This is a genomic window from Zhihengliuella flava, assembly GCF_015751895.1.
GTDB lineage: Bacteria > Actinomycetota > Actinomycetes > Actinomycetales > Micrococcaceae > Zhihengliuella > Zhihengliuella flava.
In genome coordinates this window covers 1267033-1288136 of the sequence record NZ_JADOTZ010000001.1, presented here as the reverse complement: position 1 = coordinate 1288136, position 21104 = coordinate 1267033, and the positions used below count along the sequence as shown (strand labels likewise).

Here is a 21104-nt window from a genome sequence, read left to right as displayed (position 1 = left end):
TCTCATGACCAGTCCATCACTTGATGCCGGGACCGCCCCGGCGCTGCCCGTGGCGCAGCGGCCCGACTTCCGGCCGACCTCCACCCGTTCCAGGACCAACCTGCTCTACACCGCCCTCGGCGTGCTGTTCGTGGGCCTGATGCTGTTCCCCGTCTACTGGATGATCAACGCCTCCCTGCAGCCGGCGGGCAACACCCTCAACGCCGGGCTCATCCCCTGGAACCCGAGCTTCGAGGGCTACCGCACCGCCATCGCGGACCAAGGCGGCAACCTGGTGACCTCGATCGTGATCTCGCTCGGCGCCGTCGTGGTGTCCCTGGCGATCGCGACGCCGGCCGCCTACGCGCTGGCCCAGTTCCGCTACCGCTGGATCGACGCGGCGCTGCTGATCATCCTGATCGCCCAGATGATTCCGGGCATCGTGATCGCCAACGCCCTCTACGCGGCCTATAACTCCGTGGGCCTGCTGAACTCCACGGTGGGGCTGATCTTGGCGGACGCCTCCCACTCCATCCCGTTCGCCATCCTCATCCTGCGCGCGTTCATGCAGGGGCTGCCGCCATCGATCCTCGAGGCGGCGCGGGTGGACGGCGCCGGGCACGTGCGGGCGTTCGTGGCGATCGCCCTGCCCGTTTCCCGCAACGCCGTCGTCACCGCCGGGTTGTTCGCGTTCCTCTTCGCGTGGAGCGACTTCCTGTTCGCGCTGACCCTGACCACTACGGACGAGCTGCGGCCGGTGACCCTGGGCATCTACCAGTACCTGGGCACCCAGGTGTCCAACTGGAGCGCGGTCATGGCTACCGCGGTGCTCTCCTCCCTGCCCGCCATCGTCCTGCTACTCATCGCCCAAAAATTCATCGCCGCTGGGGCCACCGGCGGCGCGGTCAAGTGACCGCTTCAACCACCACCTGACTTAAGGAGCCCACCGTGCACGGCACCACCACGCCCGACTACCCCATCAACGTTGTTGTCTGGGGAGAGAACCGCCACGAGCAAGTCCAACAGAAGGTCCGGGACCTCTACCCGGACGGCATGCACACCACCATCAAGGAAGGGATCGAGGAAAACCTCGGCGAGCGGGCGAGGGTCCAGACCGTCACGCTCGACGACCCGGAGCACGGGCTCACCGAGGAGCTGCTCGCCGGCACCGATGTGCTGGTGTGGTGGGGGCACGCCGCCCACGCCGAGGTCGACGACGAGGTGGTCGCCCGCGTGCACCGCCACGTCCTAGACGGCATGGGCCTGCTGGTGCTGCACTCCGGGCACTGGTCCAAGATCTTCACCAAGCTCATGGGCACCACGTGCACCCTGCGCTGGCGTTCCAAGGACGACCGGGAGCTGGTGTGGACCGTGGATCCCACCCACCCGATCGCCCGCGGGATCCCGCACCCGTTCATCATCCCGGCGCAGGAGATGTACGGCGAGCAGTTTGATGTGCCCGCCCCGGACGAGCTGGTGTTCCTCTCCACGTTCACCGGCGGTGAGGTGTTCCGCTCCGGCATGACCTACCGCCGCGGCCACGGGCGGATCTTCTACTTTAGCCCGGGCGATCAGGACTACCCCGTGTACCACCAGAAGGAGGTCCGCCGCGTGATTTCCAACGGGGTGGAGTGGGCCAAGAGCCTCCGCCCGGAACGCCAGACCCCCACGCTGCTGCGGTATGACCGCGAGGACTTCTACAACGGCCACGGGTACGAGGGGGCGATGGAGAATTGAGCGGACTCGCAACTCCGCGCCTGCCGGCCGACCGGCCGCTGCGCCTCGTCCAAGTCGGTGCCGGCGGCATGGGCCGCAACTGGCTGCGCACCATCGCCGCTAGCGAGGCGGCGGAACTGGTGGGCGTCGTCGATCTCAACCTGGACACGGCCCGCGCGGCGCTCGCCGACCTCACCGCGGGTGGGGCGGACGACGTCGTGCTGGGCACCTCGGTGGCCGAGGTCGCCGCGCGGGCCGGGGCCGACGCCGTCGTCAACGTGACCGTGCCGGCCGCCCACCGGGTGGTCAACGAGGAGGCGTTGTTCGCGGGGCTGCCGGTGTTGTGCGAAAAGCCGGCCGCGCCCACCGTGGCCGAGGCGCTGCGCCAAGCGGCGGCCGCCCGCGCGGCCGGGCAGTTGCTGATGATCAGCCAGTCCCGCCGCTACTTCGCCGCGCTGGACGCGCTGGTGGGGCAGGTGGGCCAGCTGGGGGAGATCGGCGCCGTGGACTGCGGCTTCTTCAAGGCCCCGCATTTCGGCGGGTTCCGGGAAGAGATGGACCACGTGCTGTTGGTGGACATGGCGGTGCACCACTTCGACGCCGCGCGCCGCGTGATCGGCGCGGACCCGGTGTCGGTGTACTGCGAGGAGCACAACCCCGGCTGGTCCTGGTACCGCGGGGCGGCCAACGCGCAGGCGGTATTTGAGTTCGACGGCGGCGCCCGGCTGACCTATTCCGGCAGCTGGTGCGCACCCGGGCTGGAAACCAGCTGGAACGGGCAGTGGCGGATCAGCGCCGAGCGCGGCACCGCGCTCTGGGACGGGGACAACGCGCCCACGGTGCACGTGCCCGGCGCAGGCGAGGGTGTGGCCGGCGCGGGCAGCACCGCTGCTGGAGCGGGCGAGCCCCGCCAGGCCGAGGTGGTGCCGCGGGAGCAGGAGATCGCCGGGGCGCTCGCCGAGTTCATCGACTGCCTGCGCACGGGCCGGAGCCCGGAGACGGAGGCCGCGGAGAACCTGCGCAGCCTGGCCATGGTGGAGGCCGCCGTCGCCTCCGCCGAATCGGGAGAGCGCGTGCGCATTGACGACGTGTTGATCGCCTCCCTGCGCGAGGCCCTCGCCGCCGAGGACCGGCCCGAGGTGCGGGCGCACGTGGAAGGGCTGGTGACGCTACCCGTCGGGTAGGCCGCCCGGCCGATGCGGACCGGGGAGCGGGTTGTCTGTGGACACGTCTGCATGTCCACAGGCAGCCCGCTCCTCGTCAGCGGTGGGGGATGGAGGAGCGTGGTCGCGGCGCCAGCAGTAGAGTTCGTTCAACGCACCACTTTCCGAGGCGGGAGCAGAACATGACAACAGAGCCGTTCGAAAACAAGACGCGGGGCGCGCAGAACAGTGACATCGAGAAGCTGAAGAACGTCCTCAAGTACCAAGAGCTCAAGACGCGCGAGCATCTGCTGGGGCGCATCCAAGACGAACCGGACCCGGCGCGGGCCCGGGCCATGGCTGAGTCCTACGCGCTCATTACCGGCACCTTCGGCGGCCGCACGTAGCGGGCCCCTCTTCGGCTCCTCGCTAAGCGCCGTGGATCAGGTGGTTGATGGCCCCGATGATCTCGGTGTCCGTCCCGGCCGAGCGGAGCCCGGCGAACGCTGCGCCGGAGATCACGGCGCCTTCCAGCAGGGCAATGATGGAGTGCGCCTTGGCGTCCCGGGCGTCGTGGCTGAGCTCCGGCCGGGCTCGCTCCACAACGCGCCGCACGTGCTTCGCGTAGCTCGCGTAGAAGCCCCGCAGCTCGGTGGCAATGGACTCATCGGAAGCGGCCATCGCCCAGATCTCCACGTACAGCCGCGCCGTCGTCGGCTCGCATTGCGCCTCGAGCAACGCCGTGGCGATGCGCTGGGTGTCAGCGCTGGTGAGCGGGGCGTCGTCCTCCTGTTCCAGATCGATGCCCGTCGCCTGACGCATGGAGGCCAAGGAGCGGCGCATGAACCGCTCGAGGACCGCTTGCATGAGGTCCGAGCGGGTCGGGAAATAGTGCTGTAGGTGGCCCATCCGCACGTCGGCGGCAGCGGCGAAGCTGCGCATGGACGCATTGGCGTTGCCTGCGGTGACCAGCACATGTTCGGCGGTGTCCAGCAGGGATTCGCGGCGCAATTCTCCTTTAGTGGCCATCAGGCGGGCACCACCGAGACGTGGTGCGCGGCCAGCGTCGCGAGCGCGCCGGCAAGATCCCGCCGGGATTCGGGAAAAGCCACGCCAGCGCTCGTCGATGCGTCCAAGGCCTGCTGGAGTGCCAAATACCCGCCCAGTGCCGTCAGGTGCGCCTGGCCCGCGGGGTCCGTGATGATCACCGAACGGCGCTCTCCGGCACGTTGGGCATCGAGACGGATCATGGCGCTCCCGCCCGGCCCGGGGGAGTAGAGCAGGGATCGACGCAGGCCGGTCCACCGCTCGCCGCGGCCCCAGCGGAAAAGCCCCATTTTCTTCGCCGCGAGGAGCGCGGAGGTGGCGGCGCGGGAGCTGAAGCCGATGCGGGTGGTGACCTCCCCGATGCCCAGCGTGATGGGCAACGTGATCTGTTCGGGCGTATCCAGGCGGGCCACCCGGGTGCGATGCCCGCCAATGTCCACCCAACCGGCGTCGGACAGCGGGCTGACCGTGGTCAGCGTTCCGTCCCGCCGGACCTCAAAGTCCTGCCCTAGGCGGTCCATGAAGTCGACTGAATCCACGCCCGCCTGATCCTTGACGTCATACCGAATGGCGACGTCCACGCGGTCTGCGCCGCCGAGTTCCTCGCTCAGGGAGGCCGCCACCAGGTTGACGACGCCGCCCATCCAGCCGGAGGACAGTACGACGGGCGCGCTCGGGTCCAAGTGGGCGGCGGTGGTGGCCGCTTTCATCATGCGGCTGGTCCAGCGGGTGACGTCCACGTAGGGGATGCCCGCAGTGGCTGCGGCGCGCAGAACCCGGTCATCGGGGTCATTGACCGTGCTGACGATGGCTCGCGGTGCTGCCGTGAATGGTTCTGGATCTTTTAGATCCCAGCGGCGGAGGGTGGTTCCCAGTTCCTCCGCGAGCGCCTGGCCCTTGGATAGATTGCGGCCAGTGATCAGTAGCGGCCACGCGGGGGCGCTCATGCGTGCGAGGGCGCTGCCCACGGTGCCGTAGCCGCCGACGATGAGCACAGGGCCCGTGGGTGAATGCTGCAAAAAGTCAGTCATAGCCACAACTTAGGTCAAATGACCTATTAAGTCGAGGTGGGGGGCGTCGGTGTGGCTGCGGTGACGGTCCGGCAGTCAGGTGGAGGCGTTTACCCGAAGGCCGGCGCGTACGTCAGCTCCCCGTGGGGAGCGGCCGAGCCGTCCAGAGTGAGGTGTTGGATGTACTCGGGGGGCAGGCCCTGGTAGGTCAGCGCGCCGCTGGCAAAGCCGAACCGGCTGTAGAGCGCCGGGTCGCCCAGGAGGGCGCAGCCGGCGGCACCGCGCTCGCGGAGGGCGGCCAGCCCGGCCTCGATCAAGGCGCGGCCGATGCCCTCGCCCTGGCGGTGGGGTGCGACCGAGACCGGGCCAAGGCCGAACCAGCCCGTCATCGCCCGCCCGGCGCTGACGGGGGAGAAGGCGATGTGGCCGACGATCGTGCCGCCGTCGTCCGCTACCAAAGACAGCGTGAGGTCCCCGTCACGGCGCAACTGATCCACAATGCGAGGTTCACTGCCGTCGCTGTGCTCCACGGGCACGAACGCTTCCTCGATCAACGCTCGAATCGCGTCGGTGTCCTGCGCCCGCTCGAGTCGAATCTGCATGGGGATGCCTCCTGAAGGCAGAGTGCTTAATGCGAGTGCCAGCAGGCTAGCACCAGGGCGTCCCGCGGTCGGCGTCGAGGCCATGCGGCGCGGGTCCGCTGCTGGTCGCTAATCGGATGCTTCGTCAGGCGAGGCAACCGGCGGGCGTAAACCTTGGGGTGGGTGCATGCCCTCGCACGTCCTGACAGTGGTTGTTTGTGCGCCTGCAAGTATTTGTTTAATGATTCCATTGAGCTGACGGGAAGAGTTTGCCATGATTGCCTGTTTCGTTCGGAGGAGATCGGCGTCCTTGAATGGCGGAGTGGCACCTTCTCGTAGCAACTGCCGATTCTTGGCCAAGTAATCCTGGAAAAAGAGCTCGTCCCAGTCGTGCTCATCAAGTTCGCTGAGAATTTCTTCGGGGGCACACTTGAAGCCCTCGAGGAATTCCGAAGTGGGGACGATGTGCGGGTCACGGCTGAGCAGCGCCTCGACGGCATCGTGCGCCGCTTCCTGCCAAGTCAGGGTGAGGGGCCGAAAATCGTACCGTTCTCGCGTGGAAAGCTGTGGCTTCGGATCCCGCAGCGGTTCGGGCGCACGCATTGATGTCATTAGAATTCCCCAACTCTTTCCTGAGCAAGCCGGTTGCCGGCTCATCGATGAATTTCACTCTAGCTCCTGGAAGGCACACGTTAGGAAAGCTGGAATGTGAATTCCACACTTATCTAGAAGGCGAGTGGTGTCGTGCGGGTATTCTTCGGTACAAGGACCATGGGAAATTCGAGGAGGCGCATTGATGAGCGTGCAGGGAACAGTGGAAAGAGCCGGCCAGCTCCAACAACTACAACAGGATGCGCGCAACGACTTTGTGGAGCATTTTGAGCTGTTGCTCTCAACGACGCCCCTACCCGGCTTGTGGTGGCAAATCAGCCGCTCGTGGAATGAATCGGGATGGCATGAGGTGGAATCGGCGCACCAACTCGAAGGCCTGGTGCTGAGGCTGGTGGGGCAACAAGCAAACCTCGCCGTCGAGGACTACAACGGCACTAAATACGTGCAGATCACCGAGGTCGGCCAGGACGAATTCGTTCTAGAGATCGGGTATCTGGGCCAGCACACACATGAGTACGGCTGGGGTACGTATAACTGGCGGGTCGGGCCAACCGTGGCCTCTGAGGATGCCCCCAATCAGCCTGACCGCTTTGAACCGGAACATTTCCTCACGTCTAAGCAGGCCATCGAGGTGCTGCAGTGTTGGGCTGCTGGCACGGGAATTCCACTCGGTTATGGGGCGAGCCTGCACGTGTACTGATCGCTGCAGCTGCGGCCGGCACTGCGCACTTCGAGGCCCAGCTGATCCTGCCGGCACCCGCCGTCGTACTCCGCCTGCGCCGCCACCCGCGTGAGGCGGGCTGACATGTGACGGCTCCGATAGACCCCGCGCGTGCCACCGGCGTAGAGTCACGGGAAGTGAGCACCGTAACTGGCGCGCCCGGCTGGCGCATGTGGACCATCTGGTGCGTGGCGGTGGCCGGCTACGTGCTGGCGATCGTCAACCGCACCTCGCTCTCCGCAGTCGGGGTGGACGCGGCCGAGCGGTTCGCCGCCGACGCCTCCATGCTCTCCCTCCTCGCCGTACTGCAGCTGGTGGTCTACGCCTCCATGCAGATCCCCGTGGGCCTGCTGCTGGATCGCTTCGGCGCCCGCCCCATCATGGTGATCGGCATGGTGCTCATGGCCCTCGGCCAGCTGGCCATTGCCTTTGCCCCCACCCTCGGCATCGCCGTCTTCGCGCGCATGCTGGTGGGCGCCGGCGACGCCGCCGTCTTCCCCTCAGTGCTCCGCCTCATCGCCACGTGGTTCCCCGCCCAGCGCAACCCGCTGATGGTCCAGCTCACCGGCATTATCGGCCAGCTGGGCCAGATCGTGGCCATCATCCCCCTCGCCGCCTTCCTGCACGCCACCAGCTGGACGCTGGCCTTCGGCTCCGTGGCGGGACTCGGCGTGCTGTTCGCCGTGCTCACACTCCTGCTGGTGCGCAACCATCCGCAGCAGTACGACGCCGACGTGTCCGTGGACACCAACACCGGCGCCATTGAGGTGGTCACCTCGGCCATGGATACGCGCGTGGGCATCCGTGCCGCGTGGGCGCACCCGGGCACGCGCTTAGCCTTCTGGTCCCACTTTTCGACGCCGTTCGCGGCCACCGCGTTTGTGGTGCTGTGGGGCTTCCCCTTCATGACGGAGGGCGAGGGGCTCAGCGCCGGCGAGGCGCAGGCCGTGTCCTCCACGCTGGTGCTGGTGGGCATCATCAGCGGCCCCGTGCTGGGGCTGCTCTCGGCCCGGATCCCCACCCGGCGGACGTTCGCCCTGGTGGTTCCCGCCGTCGTCATCCAAATGGTGGCGTGGGGCGCGGTGCTGCTGTGGCCGGGGCAGGCGCCGCTGTGGCTGATGTTCGCCGTGGCCGTCTCCATGGGCATCGGCGGGCCGGCGTCCATGATTGCCTTCGATCAAGCCCGAGCCCACAACCCCAAGAACCGGCTCTCCACCGCCACCGGCATCACCAACGTGGGTGGCTTCCTCGCCGCACTCCTGGCCGTGCTGTTCATCGGCATGGCCCTCGACCTCATGGGGGCCTCCCGCCCGGAGGACTACACGCTAGACGCCTTCCGGTGGGCCTTCGCCACCATGATGCCGCTCTGGCTGCTGGGGCTCATCATGCTCATCATCGAGCGCAAGCGCACCCGCAAGCTGATGGGGCTGGTCTAGGGCGCAGTTAGCCCTGCAGATCCACCTCGATGTCCGCGAAGGGCACAAAGATCGACGGCGGCTGCCCGGCCTCGGAGCCGGTGGGATCGATCATCATGAACATCGCGAGGGAAATGAGCCAAGCCGCCACCGGGATGAGCCCGACGACGAGGCCCGCGGTGCGCAAGAGGGCCGCCGCCGTCGCCTCATTCGGTGAGTTATAGAGGGCGCGGCTGGCGAGGACGATCGCCGTGAGCGCCATCAACAGGTAGACCCACCCGCTGGGCTCCATGGTCACCGCGACGCAGTCGGTCAACGCCTGCCCCGTGCCCTCCCCGTCGGCCGGGGCCACCGTGGAGCACCCGGTGACGCTGGCCCGCGTGGCCACGCCGTAGATGATTCCGCCGCCGGTGCCCGCCATGATCAGGCGCAGCATCCGGTCTAGGATCTGCCCGCCGGGCAGCGCGATCTTCTGTTGTGCCGCGGAACGGCTGGTCAGCAACGCCGACATCTCAACCCCCTCGATTGGTGCATCCAGTGTTCCACGAAGCGATGCGCGTCACTAGAGGGGCTGGGCCGCGCCGCGCTCGGCGCAGGACCCGGCGTGCACTCCGTGCTAAGAAGTGTGCTCTAGATCACTAGGGGGAGCGGTGCGGTCACGGAAAACTGGCGGGTAACCAGCCAATGGCGACAGGAGAGAGTCATGAGCACGAAGAACGTGATTGTTGTGGGGGCCGGATCCGCCGGTTCAGTGGTAGCCCGCCGCTTGGTGGACGCCGGGGCGAACGTGACGTTGCTGGAGGCCGGCGGTGAGGACACCAACCCGGCGATTCACGACGTCGGACGCCTCGGCGAGCTGTGGCACAGCCCGGACGACTGGGACTACTACACGGTCCCCATGGCCGGTACGGCCAATAACCCGATGCACCTGCCGCGCGGCAAGGTCATGGGCGGCTCCCACGCGCTGAACGCCACCATTTGGGTGCGCTGCGCGCCGCAGGACTTCGACGGCTGGGCCGAAACCTGCGGGCAGGACTGGGCGTGGAGCAACGTCCTGCCGGTCTACAAAGCCATGGAGGACTTCTCCGGCGGCGCCTCTGACCTGCACGGCACCGGCGGCCCGATCCCGGTGGACAACGATTACGAGCTCAACGAGATCCACAGCTCCATCGTCGACGCCGCCGTCGAAGCAGGCATCCCCTTCAACCCGGACTACAACGGCGAGTCCCAGGAGGGCGTTTCTAAGGAACAGGTCAACATCAAGGACGGCATCCGCATCAACACGTGGAAGGCCTACCTCAAGCCGGTCCGGGACCGGCTGACCATCGTCACCGGCGCGGAGGTCCACTCCGTGATCGTCGAGGACGGCGCCGCGGTGGGCTTGCGCTACCGGGTGGGCAACGACGCCGGCGCGCAGCTCACCGAACTGCGCGCGGATCACGTGGTCCTCGCCGCGGGCGCCCTCGGCAGCCCGCAGATCCTGCTGCGCTCCGGCATCGGCCCGGCGAGCGAGCTCGAGGAGGTCGGCGTCGACGTCGTCCTGAACTCCCCGCAGGTGGGCAAGAACCTGCACGATCACCTCCTGGCGCCGGTCATCGGCCAGACCACCACGCGGGACGTGCCCGCCCCGGTGCCCGGGGTGTCCGTGTCCCAGACCCACCTGTTCGCCAAGTCCAGCCCGGAGAAGCCGGTCCCGGACACGCAACCCATCTTCTTTGCCGTGCCCATGTATTCACCGGGCATGGAGCCGGTGGAGGGCACCGCGTTCACGCTGCACTCCGGGATCGTGTCCCCGAAGAGCCGCGGCGAAATCCGCCTGTCCGGCCCGGGCCTGGACGACGCGGTGAGCATCGACCTCGGCGCCCTCAGCGAGCGGGAGGACATGGACTCCTTCCTCTTCTCCCTGAAGCAGTGCCGCGAGATCATGGCGCAGCCGGCGCTCGCCGAGGGATGGGGCGCCCAGGAGGTGTACCCGGGGCCGGAGGTGCAGAGTGACGCCGAGCTGGAGGAGTACATCCGCGCCAACGTGGTGACCTACCACCACCAGGTAGGCACGTGCCGCATGGGCACGGACGACGACGCCGTGGTGGACCCGCGCTTGAACCTCAAGGGGATCGCGGGGCTCAGCGTGATCGACGCGTCCATCATGCCCAAGATCACCACGGGTAACACCAACGCGCCGTCCATCCTCATCGGAGAAAAGGGCGCCGGGTTCCTCCTCGAGGACCTGGGGCTGGAGTCCGTGGCCGTGGAGGAGCAGGCCGCTCACGCCTAAGCGGCGGCTAGGTGAGAGAGGCACCAGGCAGCTAGGCACCGGGGCACGGGCGTGGGAGACTCCCGCGCTGGTGCCCCGGTGCCTGCGCGCAGCCGGTCGCCGGTCTCGGGAGCGCTCAATCCACCGGTCTACTCGGGGGACGCCCAACGGCGTTGGGTCGTCAAGAACTGCGGTTCGCTGACGTTGGGTCGTGAAGAACTGCGGTTCGCTGACGTTGGGTCGTCAAAAGTTGTCCCAGATGGGTGATTCCGGAGCATTTCTTGACGACCCAACCCGGAGCAACAGCAATGAGTGACGACCCAATGGGTCGCGGCAGCGGTTCGTGACTACCCACGCTGACGGTTCGCTCCGCGGCTCGGCTCGCGAAGTCCCGTGAGCCAGTGTTCCACCTCGCGGCGCGAGCGCAGGCGCACCACGGTGAGGTGCGGGTGGTCGGCGTCGGCCTGAGGGACTCGCGTGCGGTACTTGGTGCGGGTTGAGATGGCCCAGCGGATGATGTGCTCGCGGTCCGTGAACAAGGTGTGGAGCGGGCCCTCATGATTCCCGTTCCACAGCTCCTCGCGCCGCAGCCGTCGTCGCACCGTCCGGCGTATCACGCGGGGGAGCGTCACCGTGGCGAAGGGCAGGTCCAGCCACACCATCAGCTCCGCTCGCTCGGTGAGGAGGGGCCGCGCCGTGGAGTATTGCCACTCCGTCACCCAGGCCGGTTGCGCCACCAGCGCGCGGACGTCGTCCAGAAATTCGGTTCGCGGTACCCAGTCCGGGCCGTGGTACAGGGCGTCGATCTCGGTGTGCGGGACGTCGAGGCAGCGCGCGATCCGGCCAGCCAACGTCGTCTTCCCCACCCCGGAAACGCCTGCGACGACGACGCGTTGCGGGCGAAACGGAAGCGGATCGCGGGCACTGAGCACGAGCCAGACGCTACCAGCCGTCGGCAGGCGGGCGGTGCGCGACGGCGTCGCACCGTGCTGGTTTGGTAGCGACGAGAAGCGCCCGGCCGGGGCGCGTTAGCGCCAGCCGAGCTCCGGCGCCACGTACTTGAGGATGGATTCGATGACGTGGGCGTTGTAGTCCACGCCCAGCTGGTTGGGGACGGTGAGTAGGAGCGTGTCCGCCGCGGCGATGGCCTCGTCCTCGGCGAGCTTGGCCACGAGCTCGTCCGGGGCGCCCGCGTAGGAGCGGCCGAACACCGCGCGCGTCTTCTCGTCGATATGGCCCACCTGGTCCGAGCTGTAGCGGTCCCGGCCGAAGTAGGACCAGTCCCTCTCATCCACTAGGGCGAAGATGCTGCGGCTGACGGAGACGCGCGGCTCGCGCTCGTGGCCCGCCTCCTTCCACGCCTGCCGGTACACCTCGATCTGCTCGGCCTGCTGGACGTGGAAGGGCTTGCCGTTCTCATCGTCCTTCAGGGTGGAGGACTGCAGGTTCATCCCGAGCCGCGCGGCCCACTGCGCGGTCGCCGTCGACCCGGAGCCCCACCAAATGCGATCCCGCAGGCCGGGCGCGTGCGGCTCCACGCGGAGTAGGCCCGGCGGATTCGGGAACATGGGGCGGGGGTTCGGCTCGGCGAAGCCCTCGCCGGTGAGCACCTCCAGCAGGCGCTCGGTGTGCGCGCGGCCCATGTCCGCGTCGGTCTGCCCCGGGGCCGGCTCGAAGCCGAAGTGCCGCCAGCCGTCGATCACCTGTTCGGGCGAGCCGCGGCTGATGCCCAGCTGCAGGCGGCCGCGGGAGATGAGGTCCGCCGCGCCCGCGTCTTCGGCCATGTAGAGCGGGTTCTCGTAGCGCATGTCGATCACGCCCGTGCCGATCTCAATGCGTTCGGTGCGCGCGCCGATGGCGGCCAACAGCGGGAACGGGGAGGCGTACTGCTGGGCGAAGTGGTGGACGCGGAAGTAGGCGCCGTCCGCGCCGAGCTCCTCCGCGGCCACCGCCAGGTCGATCGCCTGGTGCAGCGCGTCGGAGGCGCTGCGCGTGCCCGACTGCGGGTGGTCCGTCCAGTGGCCAAAGGAGAGGAATCCGATGTTTTTCACACCCCCTTCAACCGGGGCGCGCTGGCAGGTATTCCTCCCGGCGGGCGGGGTGATCCGTTTGTAGGTAGACAGATCTACCTACTACGGTGATGGGGTACGACGACGGCAGGGCGCAGCAAGGAGGCCAGCATGGGTGCAGCGCGGGATCGGCTGCTCAGCGCGGCGGCGCACCGCTTCTATCGCGACGGCGTGCACGCCACGGGGATCGACACCCTCACCGCGGAGGCGCAGGTGGCCAAGAAGAGCCTCTACAACAACTTCTCCTCCAAGGCGGAGCTGGTGAGCGCCTACATCGAGGCCCGCCACGCCGAGTGGCTAGCCCTGTACCGGGCACGGGCCGCTCAAGCCCACACCGCGCAGGAACGCGCCCTCGCCGTGTTCGACGCCTATCTAGACCACGCGCACCCCACCGCCGGGGGTGCATTCCGTGGGTGCGGCCTGCTCAACGTGGCCGCCGAGTTTCCCGCCGGGTCGCCGGAGCGCGCCGCCGTCCGCGCCCACAAGGAAGAGGTAGAGCAGCTCCTGGCCGACGCCGTGGCGGACCTGGCCGGCCCGGATCGGGCCGCCGGGCTCGCCGAACACCTCAGCTTCCTGCTCGAGGGCGCTGTTGCCCGGGCGGGCCTCGAAGCCTCCCCCGACCGGCTGGAACACGCGCGCGCTCTCGCCGCCGGCCTGCTGGCGCGCCCGTGAGGAACGGCGCGCTCGCCGGCGTCGTCGCCGTCCTCATCACCGCCGTGCTGTGGGGCACCACGGGCACCGCGGCCACGTTGGCCCCGGGCGTCGGCCCCCTCGCCATGGGGGCCGCGGCCCTCGGCGTGGGCGGGATCCTGCAGGGGTTGATCGCCCTGCCCGCCCTGCGGCGCGAGCGCGCCCGCTTGGCCGCGGCGCGGCCGGTGGTGATCGCCGGGGCCCTCGGCGTGGCCATCTATCCCTTGGCCTTCTATAGCTCCATGCACCTGGCCGGAGTCGCCATCGGGACCGTGGTCTCGCTGGGCTCGGCCCCCATCGCCTCCGGCCTGCTCGAACGGATTCTCGAACGACGCCGGCTCGGCCCCGCGTGGCAGGCCGCCGCGGTCCTCGGCATCGCCGGCGCCGCGGTCCTCTGCGCGGCCAAGCTGGGCCAGGCGCCGGAGGAGCTCGGCGCTACCGCGGCCGGCGTGGGACTCGGCCTCGTCGCCGGGGTGACCTACGCGCTCTACTCCTGGGGCGCGCACCGCCTCATGGGGCAGGGCATCGGCCGGGCCGCTGCGATGGGCTCCATCTTCGGCCTCGGGGGAGCCGCCCTGTTGCCCGTGCTGGTGCTCACGGGCGCCCCGCTGCTCGCCACGCCCCAAGCCTTCGCCGTCGGCGCCTATATGGCGTTGGTGCCCATGTTCCTCGGCTACGTCCTCTTCGGGTTTGGCCTAACCCGGATCGCCCCGAGCACCGCCACCACCCTCACCCTCGCCGAGCCGGCCGTGGCCGCGGTGCTGGCCGTCGCCGTCGTCGGAGAGCGCCTCCCGGCGCTGGGTTGGGCGGGCCTGGCCGCAATCTGCGCCTCGATCCTCGTCGTCGGACTCTCCTCCGGGCGGTCCGCCGCGGACGTGCCGACGCCGTCGGAGGCGCCCATCGGCGCCCGCTGAGCCGGATTTCTCGCCGGATTCCAAAAACTTTTGCGCCCCACCAACGCGGCTACTTCCCTGCAATGGCGCGGATCTTGACCCTCCGAAGGGGCCTGGCCCGGGGCGGGCAGCAAACTTTTTTGAGATTTCTCCAATCCGGATTCCCCACCGCTCCGAATTGTTGATGTGACCGCGCAACGGCGGTGACAACACAACACAAGGAGCGAGAGATGACTACTTCCGCAGCTCAGAGGACGCAACGTCCGGCGGTTGCCTTGGCGGCCCGTACGGTCGGCGCAGTCTTCCTCTTGGTGGGCATCCTAGGCTTCGTCCCCGGCATCACCACGAACGTCGGCGACCTGTCTTTCGCCTCTCACCATTCGGAGGCCATGCTCTTGGGCCTCTTCCAAGTTTCCATCCTGCACAACGCCGTGCACCTGTTGTTCGGCGTCGTCGGCCTCATGGCGGGCCGCAGCGGCAAGATGGCCGTCCGCTACCTGGTATGGGGCGGCGTGATCTACCTGGTCCTCGGCGTCTACGGCGTCTTGGTTCCCCACGGTAGCCCCGCCAACTTCGTACCGGTCAACGGTGCAGACAACATCCTGCACTTCGGCCTCGGTATCGGGATGATCGCCCTCGGCCTCATCCTGGGCCGCCGCAGCCCAGCCCACACGGCCACGGCTTAACCACAGACCAACCAGTAGTACCCACGTTTCACCTCACTGAATAGGAGAACACCATGTACAAGAACAAGATGCTTCCCGTTTTCGGCGTCCTCGCCACCGCAGCCTTCGCCCTCTCGGCCTGCTCCAGCGGCAGCATGGAGGAGGAGCCCATGGAGTCCTCGGCGACGTCCGAGGCCCCGATGAGCTCGGAGGCTCCCATGACGGAGGAGAGCGAAGAGTCGGAGATGATGGATCCGGCCGCCAACCTGGTCGGCCCGGGCTGCTCCGCCTACGCTGAGGAGGTCCCGGACGGGGCCGGCTCGGTTGAGGGCATGGCCCAGGATCCCGTGGCCGTGGCAGCGTCCAACAACCCGCTGCTGACCACGCTGACCTCCGCCGTCTCCGGTGAGCTGAACCCGGACGTCAACCTGGTGGACACGCTGAACAGCGACGAGTTCACGGTCTTCGCCCCGGTCGATGACGCCTTCGCCGCCATCCCCGAAGAGGACCTGAACGCTGTGGTGAGCGACGCCGACATGCTGACCAACGTGCTGACCTACCACGTCGTCCCCGGCCAGATCACCCCGGATGAGATCGCCGGCGAGCAGACCACCGTCCAGGGCGGCACCGTTGAGGTTGCCGGCGAGGGCGATGAGCTGACGGTCAACGGCGCCAACGTCATCTGCGGCGGTGTCCAGACGGCCAACGCCACCGTGTACCTGGTGGATGAGGTCCTGATGCCGGCCTCGGACGATATGTAATTCGCCGGCCACACGGCAACGGGGGCTCCGGCGCAGTAGCGTACGGAGCCCCTGGCGTCGGACCCCGCGGACCCGCTGGGTGGCCACCCGCGAATCCTCGCCGGGATCGACACGGGAGATAGCTAAGGAAGTGAGAGGCATGGGCGCCGTGTATGGAACTATGGGAGTGATGAAACTTCCAGGTACAGAGCGGACCACGCCCGAGCGCGCCTCCCTCGACGCACTGTTGGCCCGCGTGGCCCTCGGCGATGAGGACGCTTTCGAAGCGCTCTACGACGAGTCCGCGGGGCTGGTCTTCGGCCTCATCAAGCGAGTGGTCCGGGATCCCGGGCTCAGCGAAGAAGTCCTCCAAGAAGTCTTCGTTGAGGTGTGGCAGCACGCCACACGCTACGACGCCCAGCGGGGCTCCGCCAGATCGTGGATCTGCACGGTGGCTCACCGGCGGGCCGTGGACCGGGTCCGGGCCGCTCAGGCCAGTACCGAGCGGGACCTGACCCAGGGGATCAAGGAGTTCCAGGAATCCACCGATGACGTCGCAGACATTGCGGTGCTGAAGGCGGATATGGAACGGGTCCTGAAGGCGCTCGAGACGCTGACCCAGATGCAGCGGGACGCGATCAGGTTGGCCTACTTCGGGGGTTACACCCATCAGGAAGTGGCGAAACTGCTGCAAGTTCCCATGGGGACAGTGAAAACACGTATTCGTGACGGAATGATCATTTTGAGAGACAGGTTGGGGGTGGCGTGATGAGTGACCACAAGCATTCGATGACCGGTGCGTGGGCGCTGAACGCCCTCGAGGAAACCGAACGCGCCGAGCTGGAGGCCTACCTGGGTGAGAACCCGGAGGCCGCCGAGGAAGCGCGCAGCCTGTCGGAGACCGCGGCGCACCTGGCGGTTGCCGCTGGGGAACAGGCCCCACCGCCGCGGGCCAAGCAGAACATCATGGTCGCCATTCGGCAGACCCGGCAGCTCCCCCCGCAGGAGGCCGCCGAGTCCGCCCCGGCAGCGCCCGGCGTCGCCGCCTCCCCGGCGGCGGAGTCCACCAGCCCGGCCCAGCCCGTCCCGGCACCGGAAACGGTGGCGGAGGAGGAGGCTGAGGCCGAGGTGGTGTCCCTCGCCGACTACCGGCGCAAGCAGCACACCATGCGTCTGCTGTCCGCAGCAGCCACCGTCCTGTTGCTCTCCACCGGCGTCCTCACCGGTGTTGTCATGGTCCAGCAGAACGAGCTGGACTCCACCCAAGCCCAACTCGCCGAGTCCCTCCACTATCAGGAGATGGCCGGCCAAATTTTGACCGCATCAGACGCCAAGATCGCCAATCTTCCCTCCGCGGAGGGTGGAGAAGTTCACCTGAGCTACTCCGCCGCCGAGGGCAAGATGATCCTCAGCGCGTCAGCCCTACCCGAACTCCCCGAGGATCGCGCCTACGAGCTTTGGCTCATTTCCGACGAGGGCGCGGCGCCGGCGGGCATGCTCAGCGCAGCCCAGGCCGCCGGGCGCGAGCCCAAGATGCTCGAGGGGTCCATGGAGGGCGTTACCCACATCGGCATTACGGTCGAGCCCGCTACCGGATCAGAACAACCCACCACCGATCCGATCGTGCTCAGCGAACTCTAGTCCGCACCGGTGCCGGCCCACGTACTTCACGAAAGGGTCACTGACATGGCACAGTTCTTCCGCTCCGGATGGCGGTTCATGCTCGCTGGCATCGCCGCAGCACTGATACTCCTCGGGCTCGCCCAGGCACTCTCCAACTTCTTCGCGGCGCCCTCGGCCCCGCTGGTCTCCATCGGTGGCGCGTTCATCGACATCATCCCCCCGTGGGTGAAGGACGCGGCCATCGCCCTCTTCGGCGTCTATGACAAGATCGCGCTCTTCGCGACCATGTTCCTCGTCGTCCTCCTCCTCGCCGCGGGCCTCGGCCTGCTGGCGAAAAAGCACCGGACGGCCGCGCAGCTCGCCGTGGCGGTGCTGGGACTCGGCGCCAGCGCCGTCGTCATCTCCCGTGCGGCCACCACGCTGTTCGACGCCGTCCCCACCCTGGCTGGCACCCTCGCCGGCGTGCTGGTGCTGGGCTGGTTGACCACGTGGGCCCGCGCTGCGGCCGACGCTCCGGCCGAGGCCCGCGCCACGGACGGGAACGACGACGCCGGCGCCCCGGCCGCGTCCACCGATCGGCGCCGCTTCATGCTGGGCGCCGCTGGCAGTGCCGTGTTGGGGGCGGCACTGCTGATCGGCGGCCGCGCGGCCTCGGGCATCCGCGGCGGCGTGGACACGATCCGCAAGGCCATCCGCCTGCCCGCCCCGGCCACCCCGGCCCCCGCCCTGCCCGACGGCGTCTCCAGCCCGGTGCCGGGCATGCCGAAGTTCGTCACGGACAACGCCAATTTCTACCGGATCGATACCGCGCTCTCCGTCCCGCGCGTCGACCCCTCCACGTGGCGGCTGCGGGTGTACGGGCTGGTGGATCAGGAACTGGACCTGAGCTTTGACGACCTGCTGGCCGAGGACCTGGTGGAGGCGGACGTGACCCTGACGTGCGTGTCCAACCCCGTGGGCGGCGATCTGGCGGGCAATGCCCGGTGGCTGGGCCTGCCGGTGCGCCGGTTGCTGGAACGCGCCGGCGTCGATCCCTCCGCGGACATGGTGCTTTCCCGCAGCGTGGACGGCTTCACCGCCGGCACGCCGATCGAGGCGCTGACCGATGACCGCAACTCCCTGATCGCGGTGGGCATGAACGGCGAGCCGCTGCCCGCGGAGCACGGGTTCCCCGTCCGCATGGTGGTCCCGGGGCTCTATGGGTACGTCTCCGCCACCAAGTGGCTCTCCGAGCTGAAGGTGACCCGCTATGCGGATGACCGAGCGTACTGGACGGACCGCGGGTGGTCGGAGAAGGGGCCCATCAAGCTCGCTTCCCGGGTGGACGTGCCGCGCTCGTTCGCGTCCGTCCCGGCCGGGGAGGTCATGATCGGCGGCACCGCTTGGGCCCAGCAGCGCGGGATCTCCGCTGTGGAGGTCAAGCTCGACGACGGCCCGTGGCAGCAGGCGGACTTGGCGGCCGACGGCGGCATCGACCTGTGGCGGCAGTGGTCCTTCACGTGGTCCGACGCGACGCCGGGCCGGCACGCCGTGACCGTGCGCGCCACTGACGGCGACGGCAACGTCCAGACCTCCGACCGCGCGGACCCGGTGCCTAACGGCGCCTCCGGGTGGCACCGGATCGACTTTACGGTGACGGAGGACTAACCGGCGGGGAGAGCTGCCGCCACGAAACACATTTGGCCACTAATTCCGGACAGCACTGGGCAGAAAGTGCGCTCGATCCTCCATTGTGATGTGCGTCATGTGGGCATAGCCTGAGGGTGACTCAGCAGGGATATCGAAAGGAATGCCCATGTCAGGAAACAAAGCTGTTGCCTACAAGGAGCCGGGTGTCGTCGAGGTCATCGACACCGACTACCCGACCTTCGAGCTCAAGGATGGGCCGGGGGTGAACCCCGCCAATGTGGGCCGAAAGGTTCCACACGGAGTCATCCTCCGCACAGTCGCCACCAATATTTGCGGTTCGGACCAGCACATGGTCCGCGGCCGTACTACTGCCCCCGAGGGACTGATTCTTGGCCATGAGATCACCGGAGAGGTGGTTGAGGTCGGCCGAGACGTGGAGTTCCTGAAGGTCGGGGACATCGTCTCCGTTCCGTTCAACATTTCCTGCGGCCGTTGCCGCAACTGCAAGGAACGCAAGACCGGGATTTGCCTTAACGTGAATCCGGATCGCCCCGGCAGCGCCTACGGCTACGTCGACATGGGCGGATGGGTCGGCGGCCAGGCTGAGTACGTCTTGGTGCCGTATGCAGATTGGAACGCCCTGAAGTTCCCGGACCGGGACCAAGCGCTCGAGAAGATCATGGACTTGACCATGCTCTCCGACATCTTCCCGACCGGCTTTCACGGTGCGGTCACTGCCGGCGTCGAGGTCGGCTCCACCGTGTACGTCGCCGGCGCTGGCCCCGTGGGGTTGGCGGCGGCCATGGGGGCCCAGCTGCTGGGTGCCGCCGTCGTGATTGTCGGCGATATGAACGAGGGCCGTCTGGCCCAGGCCCGCTCCTTCGGATGCGAGACGGTGGACGTGTCCAAGGGAGACCCCAAGGATCAGATTGAGCAGATTCTGGGCGTTCCGGAGGTCGATTGCGGTATCGACGCCGTGGGTTTCGAGGCGCGAGGCCACGGCGACGACGCCTCCCACGAGGCCCCGGCGACTGTCCTGAACTCCCTCATGGAGATCACCGCAGCCGGCGGCGCGCTCGGCATTCCGGGGCTGTATGTCACGGGCGACCCGGGCGGTATCGACGAAGCCGCGCAGAAGGGCGCCCTGTCCCTCTCGCTCGGCACGGGCTGGGCCAAGTCGCTGTCCTTCACCACCGGCCAGTGCCCGGTCATGAAGTACAACCGGCAGCTCATGATGGCGATCTTGCATGACAAGGCGCCCATCTCTAAGGCCGTCAACGCCAAGGCCATCACGCTCGACGACGCCCCGCGCGGGTACGCGGAGTTCGACGCCGGGGCCGCGACGAAGTACGTTCTCGACCCTCATGGATTCCTCGGCGCCTAGGGCGGAGCGCTTGCTCGTGGCCGACGGGTGTGGTGAACACTCGCCGGCCGCGGCGCGCGGCTAGGCGCGGATGCGGGTGGCCCACTGGGCGAGGAACTCGGCCCCCGCCTCGTCGTGGATGGCTTCCGTGGCGGAGGTCAGGACCTCGTAAGCAGACTCCGGGATGCCGTCCGCCGGGCGCACGTCCACGTGGGCCACGTTGAGGCCGCGCTCGTGCAGCCAATCCGCCATCGCGTAGTCCGTGCGGGAATCGCCCATGGTGAACCAGCCGCGGGCCTCGATGCCGCGTTCCGCCAGCAGGTCGATGGTCCGGGCGGCTCCCAGATCCTTGCCGAGCCGCTCGTGCTCGATGTCGGTGGAGATAATGGTGGGGTCAATGCGCACCTGATCCAGGCCGTGCGCGGCGAGGAGCTCCGGGATGGCCGCGTCAAAATCCCGCTGCGCCGCCCGGTACTCGTCCGCGTCGGCGCCCACCGTCATCTCCACGGAGACCATGGCCCGCTTCGTCTCATCGAAAAACATCAGCGCGCTAAACCGCTCCGCGACCAAGGCGCGGACGTCGTCGGACAGCCCGCGGGGGAGCGTCAGCTCCCGGTCCACCTTGATCTCGCCGAGCCCGCCCGGGGTCACGGCGGCCCAGACGGCGCCCTTCTCCGCGATCGTGAACACGGGGGCGCCCGGCAGTAGGCCGGAGGCGCGCAGGACGGGCACTACCTGCTCCGCGATGAAGGCGTCCGAGCGGCCGGTGTTGAAGATGACGGGCACGCCGGCGTTGGCCATCGCGGTCAGGTCCCGACCGATCGATTCGATAGCGACAGTCCGGGTCACCGGGGACGCGATGGGCCCGTCCACGTCGAGGAGCAGGCCAAACTCTGGCGTGGACTCGAAACGGGCGGTGGGCGTCGGTGCGGTTGGGGTAGTCACCCACCCATTA

The 21104-nt window shown here is 68.2% G+C and carries 23 protein-coding genes; 15 read left to right on the top strand and 8 right to left on the bottom strand.

All coding sequences use genetic code 11. The features are described from left to right. Positions 1–4 precede the first annotated feature (4 nt). The 4 genes from IW252_RS05900 (at position 5) to IW252_RS05885 (ending at position 3244) form a co-directional block, all read left to right on the top strand. A complete protein-coding gene (locus tag IW252_RS05900; protein WP_196835712.1) occupies positions 5–892 on the top strand; it encodes a carbohydrate ABC transporter permease in 888 nt (295 codons plus the stop codon). A 35-nt stretch (positions 893–927) separates the two neighbouring features. After that, positions 928–1716 (top strand): ThuA domain-containing protein, encoded by a 789-nt coding sequence (locus IW252_RS05895; protein ID WP_196835711.1) that lies wholly within the window; start codon positions 928–930, stop codon positions 1714–1716. Beyond that, positions 1713–2879, top strand: a complete 1167-nt coding sequence (locus tag IW252_RS05890; protein ID WP_231365925.1) for a Gfo/Idh/MocA family protein — start codon at positions 1713–1715, stop codon at positions 2877–2879. The genes IW252_RS05895 and IW252_RS05890 overlap by 4 nt, the downstream gene beginning before the upstream one ends. A 161-nt stretch (positions 2880–3040) precedes the next feature. Further along, positions 3041–3244: a hypothetical protein gene (locus IW252_RS05885; protein WP_196835710.1), complete on the top strand. Its 204-nt coding sequence runs from the start codon at positions 3041–3043 to the stop codon at positions 3242–3244. A gap of 22 nt (positions 3245–3266) precedes the next feature. On the opposite strand, the gene IW252_RS05880 is transcribed toward IW252_RS05885, so the two are convergent. The 4 genes from IW252_RS05880 to IW252_RS05865 all read right to left on the bottom strand — a co-directional run bounded on the left by IW252_RS05880 (position 3267) and on the right by IW252_RS05865 (position 6132). Further along, positions 3267–3866: a TetR/AcrR family transcriptional regulator gene (locus IW252_RS05880; RefSeq protein WP_231365924.1), complete on the bottom strand. Its 600-nt coding sequence runs from the start codon at positions 3864–3866 to the stop codon at positions 3267–3269. Beyond that, a complete protein-coding gene (locus IW252_RS05875) occupies positions 3866–4915 on the bottom strand; it encodes a saccharopine dehydrogenase family protein (RefSeq protein ID WP_196835709.1) in 1050 nt (349 codons plus the stop codon). The genes IW252_RS05880 and IW252_RS05875 overlap by 1 nt, the downstream gene beginning before the upstream one ends. Before the next feature lie 89 nt (positions 4916–5004). Then, positions 5005–5496: a GNAT family N-acetyltransferase gene (locus IW252_RS05870; RefSeq protein WP_196835708.1), complete on the bottom strand. Its 492-nt coding sequence runs from the start codon at positions 5494–5496 to the stop codon at positions 5005–5007. A gap of 108 nt (positions 5497–5604) precedes the next feature. Beyond that, entirely contained in the window at positions 5605–6132 is a 528-nt protein-coding gene (locus tag IW252_RS05865) for a hypothetical protein (RefSeq protein WP_196835707.1), read from the bottom strand. Between the two features lie 139 nt (positions 6133–6271). On the opposite strand from IW252_RS05865, the gene IW252_RS05860 reads away from it, so the two are divergent. After that, positions 6272–6787: a hypothetical protein gene (locus tag IW252_RS05860; protein ID WP_196835706.1), complete on the top strand. Its 516-nt coding sequence runs from the start codon at positions 6272–6274 to the stop codon at positions 6785–6787. A gap of 191 nt (positions 6788–6978) precedes the next feature. Next, a complete protein-coding gene (locus IW252_RS05855; RefSeq protein ID WP_196837134.1) occupies positions 6979–8244 on the top strand; it encodes an MFS transporter in 1266 nt (421 codons plus the stop codon). 7 nt (positions 8245–8251) lie between these two features. Here the strand turns inward: IW252_RS05855 and IW252_RS05850 are convergent, their stop codons facing one another. Beyond that, positions 8252–8734 carry a hypothetical protein gene (locus tag IW252_RS05850; protein WP_196835705.1) on the bottom strand — a complete coding sequence of 161 codons (483 nt, stop codon included), beginning with the start codon at positions 8732–8734 and terminating at the stop codon, positions 8252–8254. A gap of 192 nt (positions 8735–8926) precedes the next feature. Between IW252_RS05850 and IW252_RS05845 the strand changes: the two genes are divergently transcribed. Beyond that, complete coding sequence (locus IW252_RS05845; RefSeq protein ID WP_196835704.1) at positions 8927–10498, top strand: GMC family oxidoreductase; 1572 nt, start codon at positions 8927–8929, stop codon at positions 10496–10498. Positions 10499–10824: 326 nt separating this feature from the next. Here IW252_RS05845 and IW252_RS05840 read toward each other — a convergent pair whose 3' ends face one another. Both IW252_RS05840 and IW252_RS05835 read right to left on the bottom strand, forming a co-directional pair. Then, the gene (locus tag IW252_RS05840; RefSeq protein ID WP_196835703.1) at positions 10825–11409 is read right to left on the bottom strand and encodes a P-loop NTPase family protein; all 585 of its coding nucleotides are present in this window, start codon (positions 11407–11409) and stop codon (positions 10825–10827) included. Between the two features lie 96 nt (positions 11410–11505). Next, on the bottom strand, positions 11506–12528 hold the full coding sequence (locus IW252_RS05835; RefSeq protein WP_196835702.1) for an LLM class flavin-dependent oxidoreductase: 1023 nt from the start codon (positions 12526–12528) through the stop codon (positions 11506–11508). Positions 12529–12657: 129 nt separating this feature from the next. On the opposite strand from IW252_RS05835, the gene IW252_RS05830 reads away from it, so the two are divergent. From IW252_RS05830 to fdhA, 8 genes are all read left to right on the top strand, one after another. Continuing rightward, positions 12658–13218 carry a TetR/AcrR family transcriptional regulator gene (locus tag IW252_RS05830; RefSeq protein ID WP_196835701.1) on the top strand — a complete coding sequence of 187 codons (561 nt, stop codon included), beginning with the start codon at positions 12658–12660 and terminating at the stop codon, positions 13216–13218. Further along, positions 13215–14150 carry a DMT family transporter gene (locus IW252_RS05825; protein WP_196835700.1) on the top strand — a complete coding sequence of 312 codons (936 nt, stop codon included), beginning with the start codon at positions 13215–13217 and terminating at the stop codon, positions 14148–14150. The genes IW252_RS05830 and IW252_RS05825 overlap by 4 nt, the downstream gene beginning before the upstream one ends. A 209-nt stretch (positions 14151–14359) precedes the next feature. Next, positions 14360–14815 (top strand): DUF4383 domain-containing protein, encoded by a 456-nt coding sequence (locus IW252_RS05820; RefSeq protein WP_196835699.1) that lies wholly within the window; start codon positions 14360–14362, stop codon positions 14813–14815. A 53-nt stretch (positions 14816–14868) separates the two neighbouring features. After that, positions 14869–15555, top strand: coding sequence for a fasciclin domain-containing protein (locus IW252_RS05815; protein ID WP_196835698.1), 687 nt, complete (start codon positions 14869–14871; stop codon positions 15553–15555). A gap of 169 nt (positions 15556–15724) precedes the next feature. After that, a complete protein-coding gene (sigK, locus tag IW252_RS05810) occupies positions 15725–16303 on the top strand; it encodes an ECF RNA polymerase sigma factor SigK (protein WP_196835697.1) in 579 nt (192 codons plus the stop codon). Continuing rightward, positions 16303–17175 carry an anti-sigma factor gene (locus IW252_RS05805; RefSeq protein WP_196835696.1) on the top strand — a complete coding sequence of 291 codons (873 nt, stop codon included), beginning with the start codon at positions 16303–16305 and terminating at the stop codon, positions 17173–17175. Before sigK ends, IW252_RS05805 begins: the two co-directional genes overlap by 1 nt. A 45-nt stretch (positions 17176–17220) precedes the next feature. Then, positions 17221–18804: a molybdopterin-dependent oxidoreductase gene (locus IW252_RS05800; RefSeq protein ID WP_196835695.1), complete on the top strand. Its 1584-nt coding sequence runs from the start codon at positions 17221–17223 to the stop codon at positions 18802–18804. Between the two features lie 148 nt (positions 18805–18952). Further along, positions 18953–20170, top strand: a complete 1218-nt coding sequence (gene fdhA / locus IW252_RS05795; protein WP_196835694.1) for a formaldehyde dehydrogenase, glutathione-independent — start codon at positions 18953–18955, stop codon at positions 20168–20170. Between the two features lie 60 nt (positions 20171–20230). On the opposite strand, the gene IW252_RS05790 is transcribed toward fdhA, so the two are convergent. Next, positions 20231–21094: a Cof-type HAD-IIB family hydrolase gene (locus IW252_RS05790; protein ID WP_196835693.1), complete on the bottom strand. Its 864-nt coding sequence runs from the start codon at positions 21092–21094 to the stop codon at positions 20231–20233. Between the last annotated feature and the right edge of the window lie 10 nt (positions 21095–21104).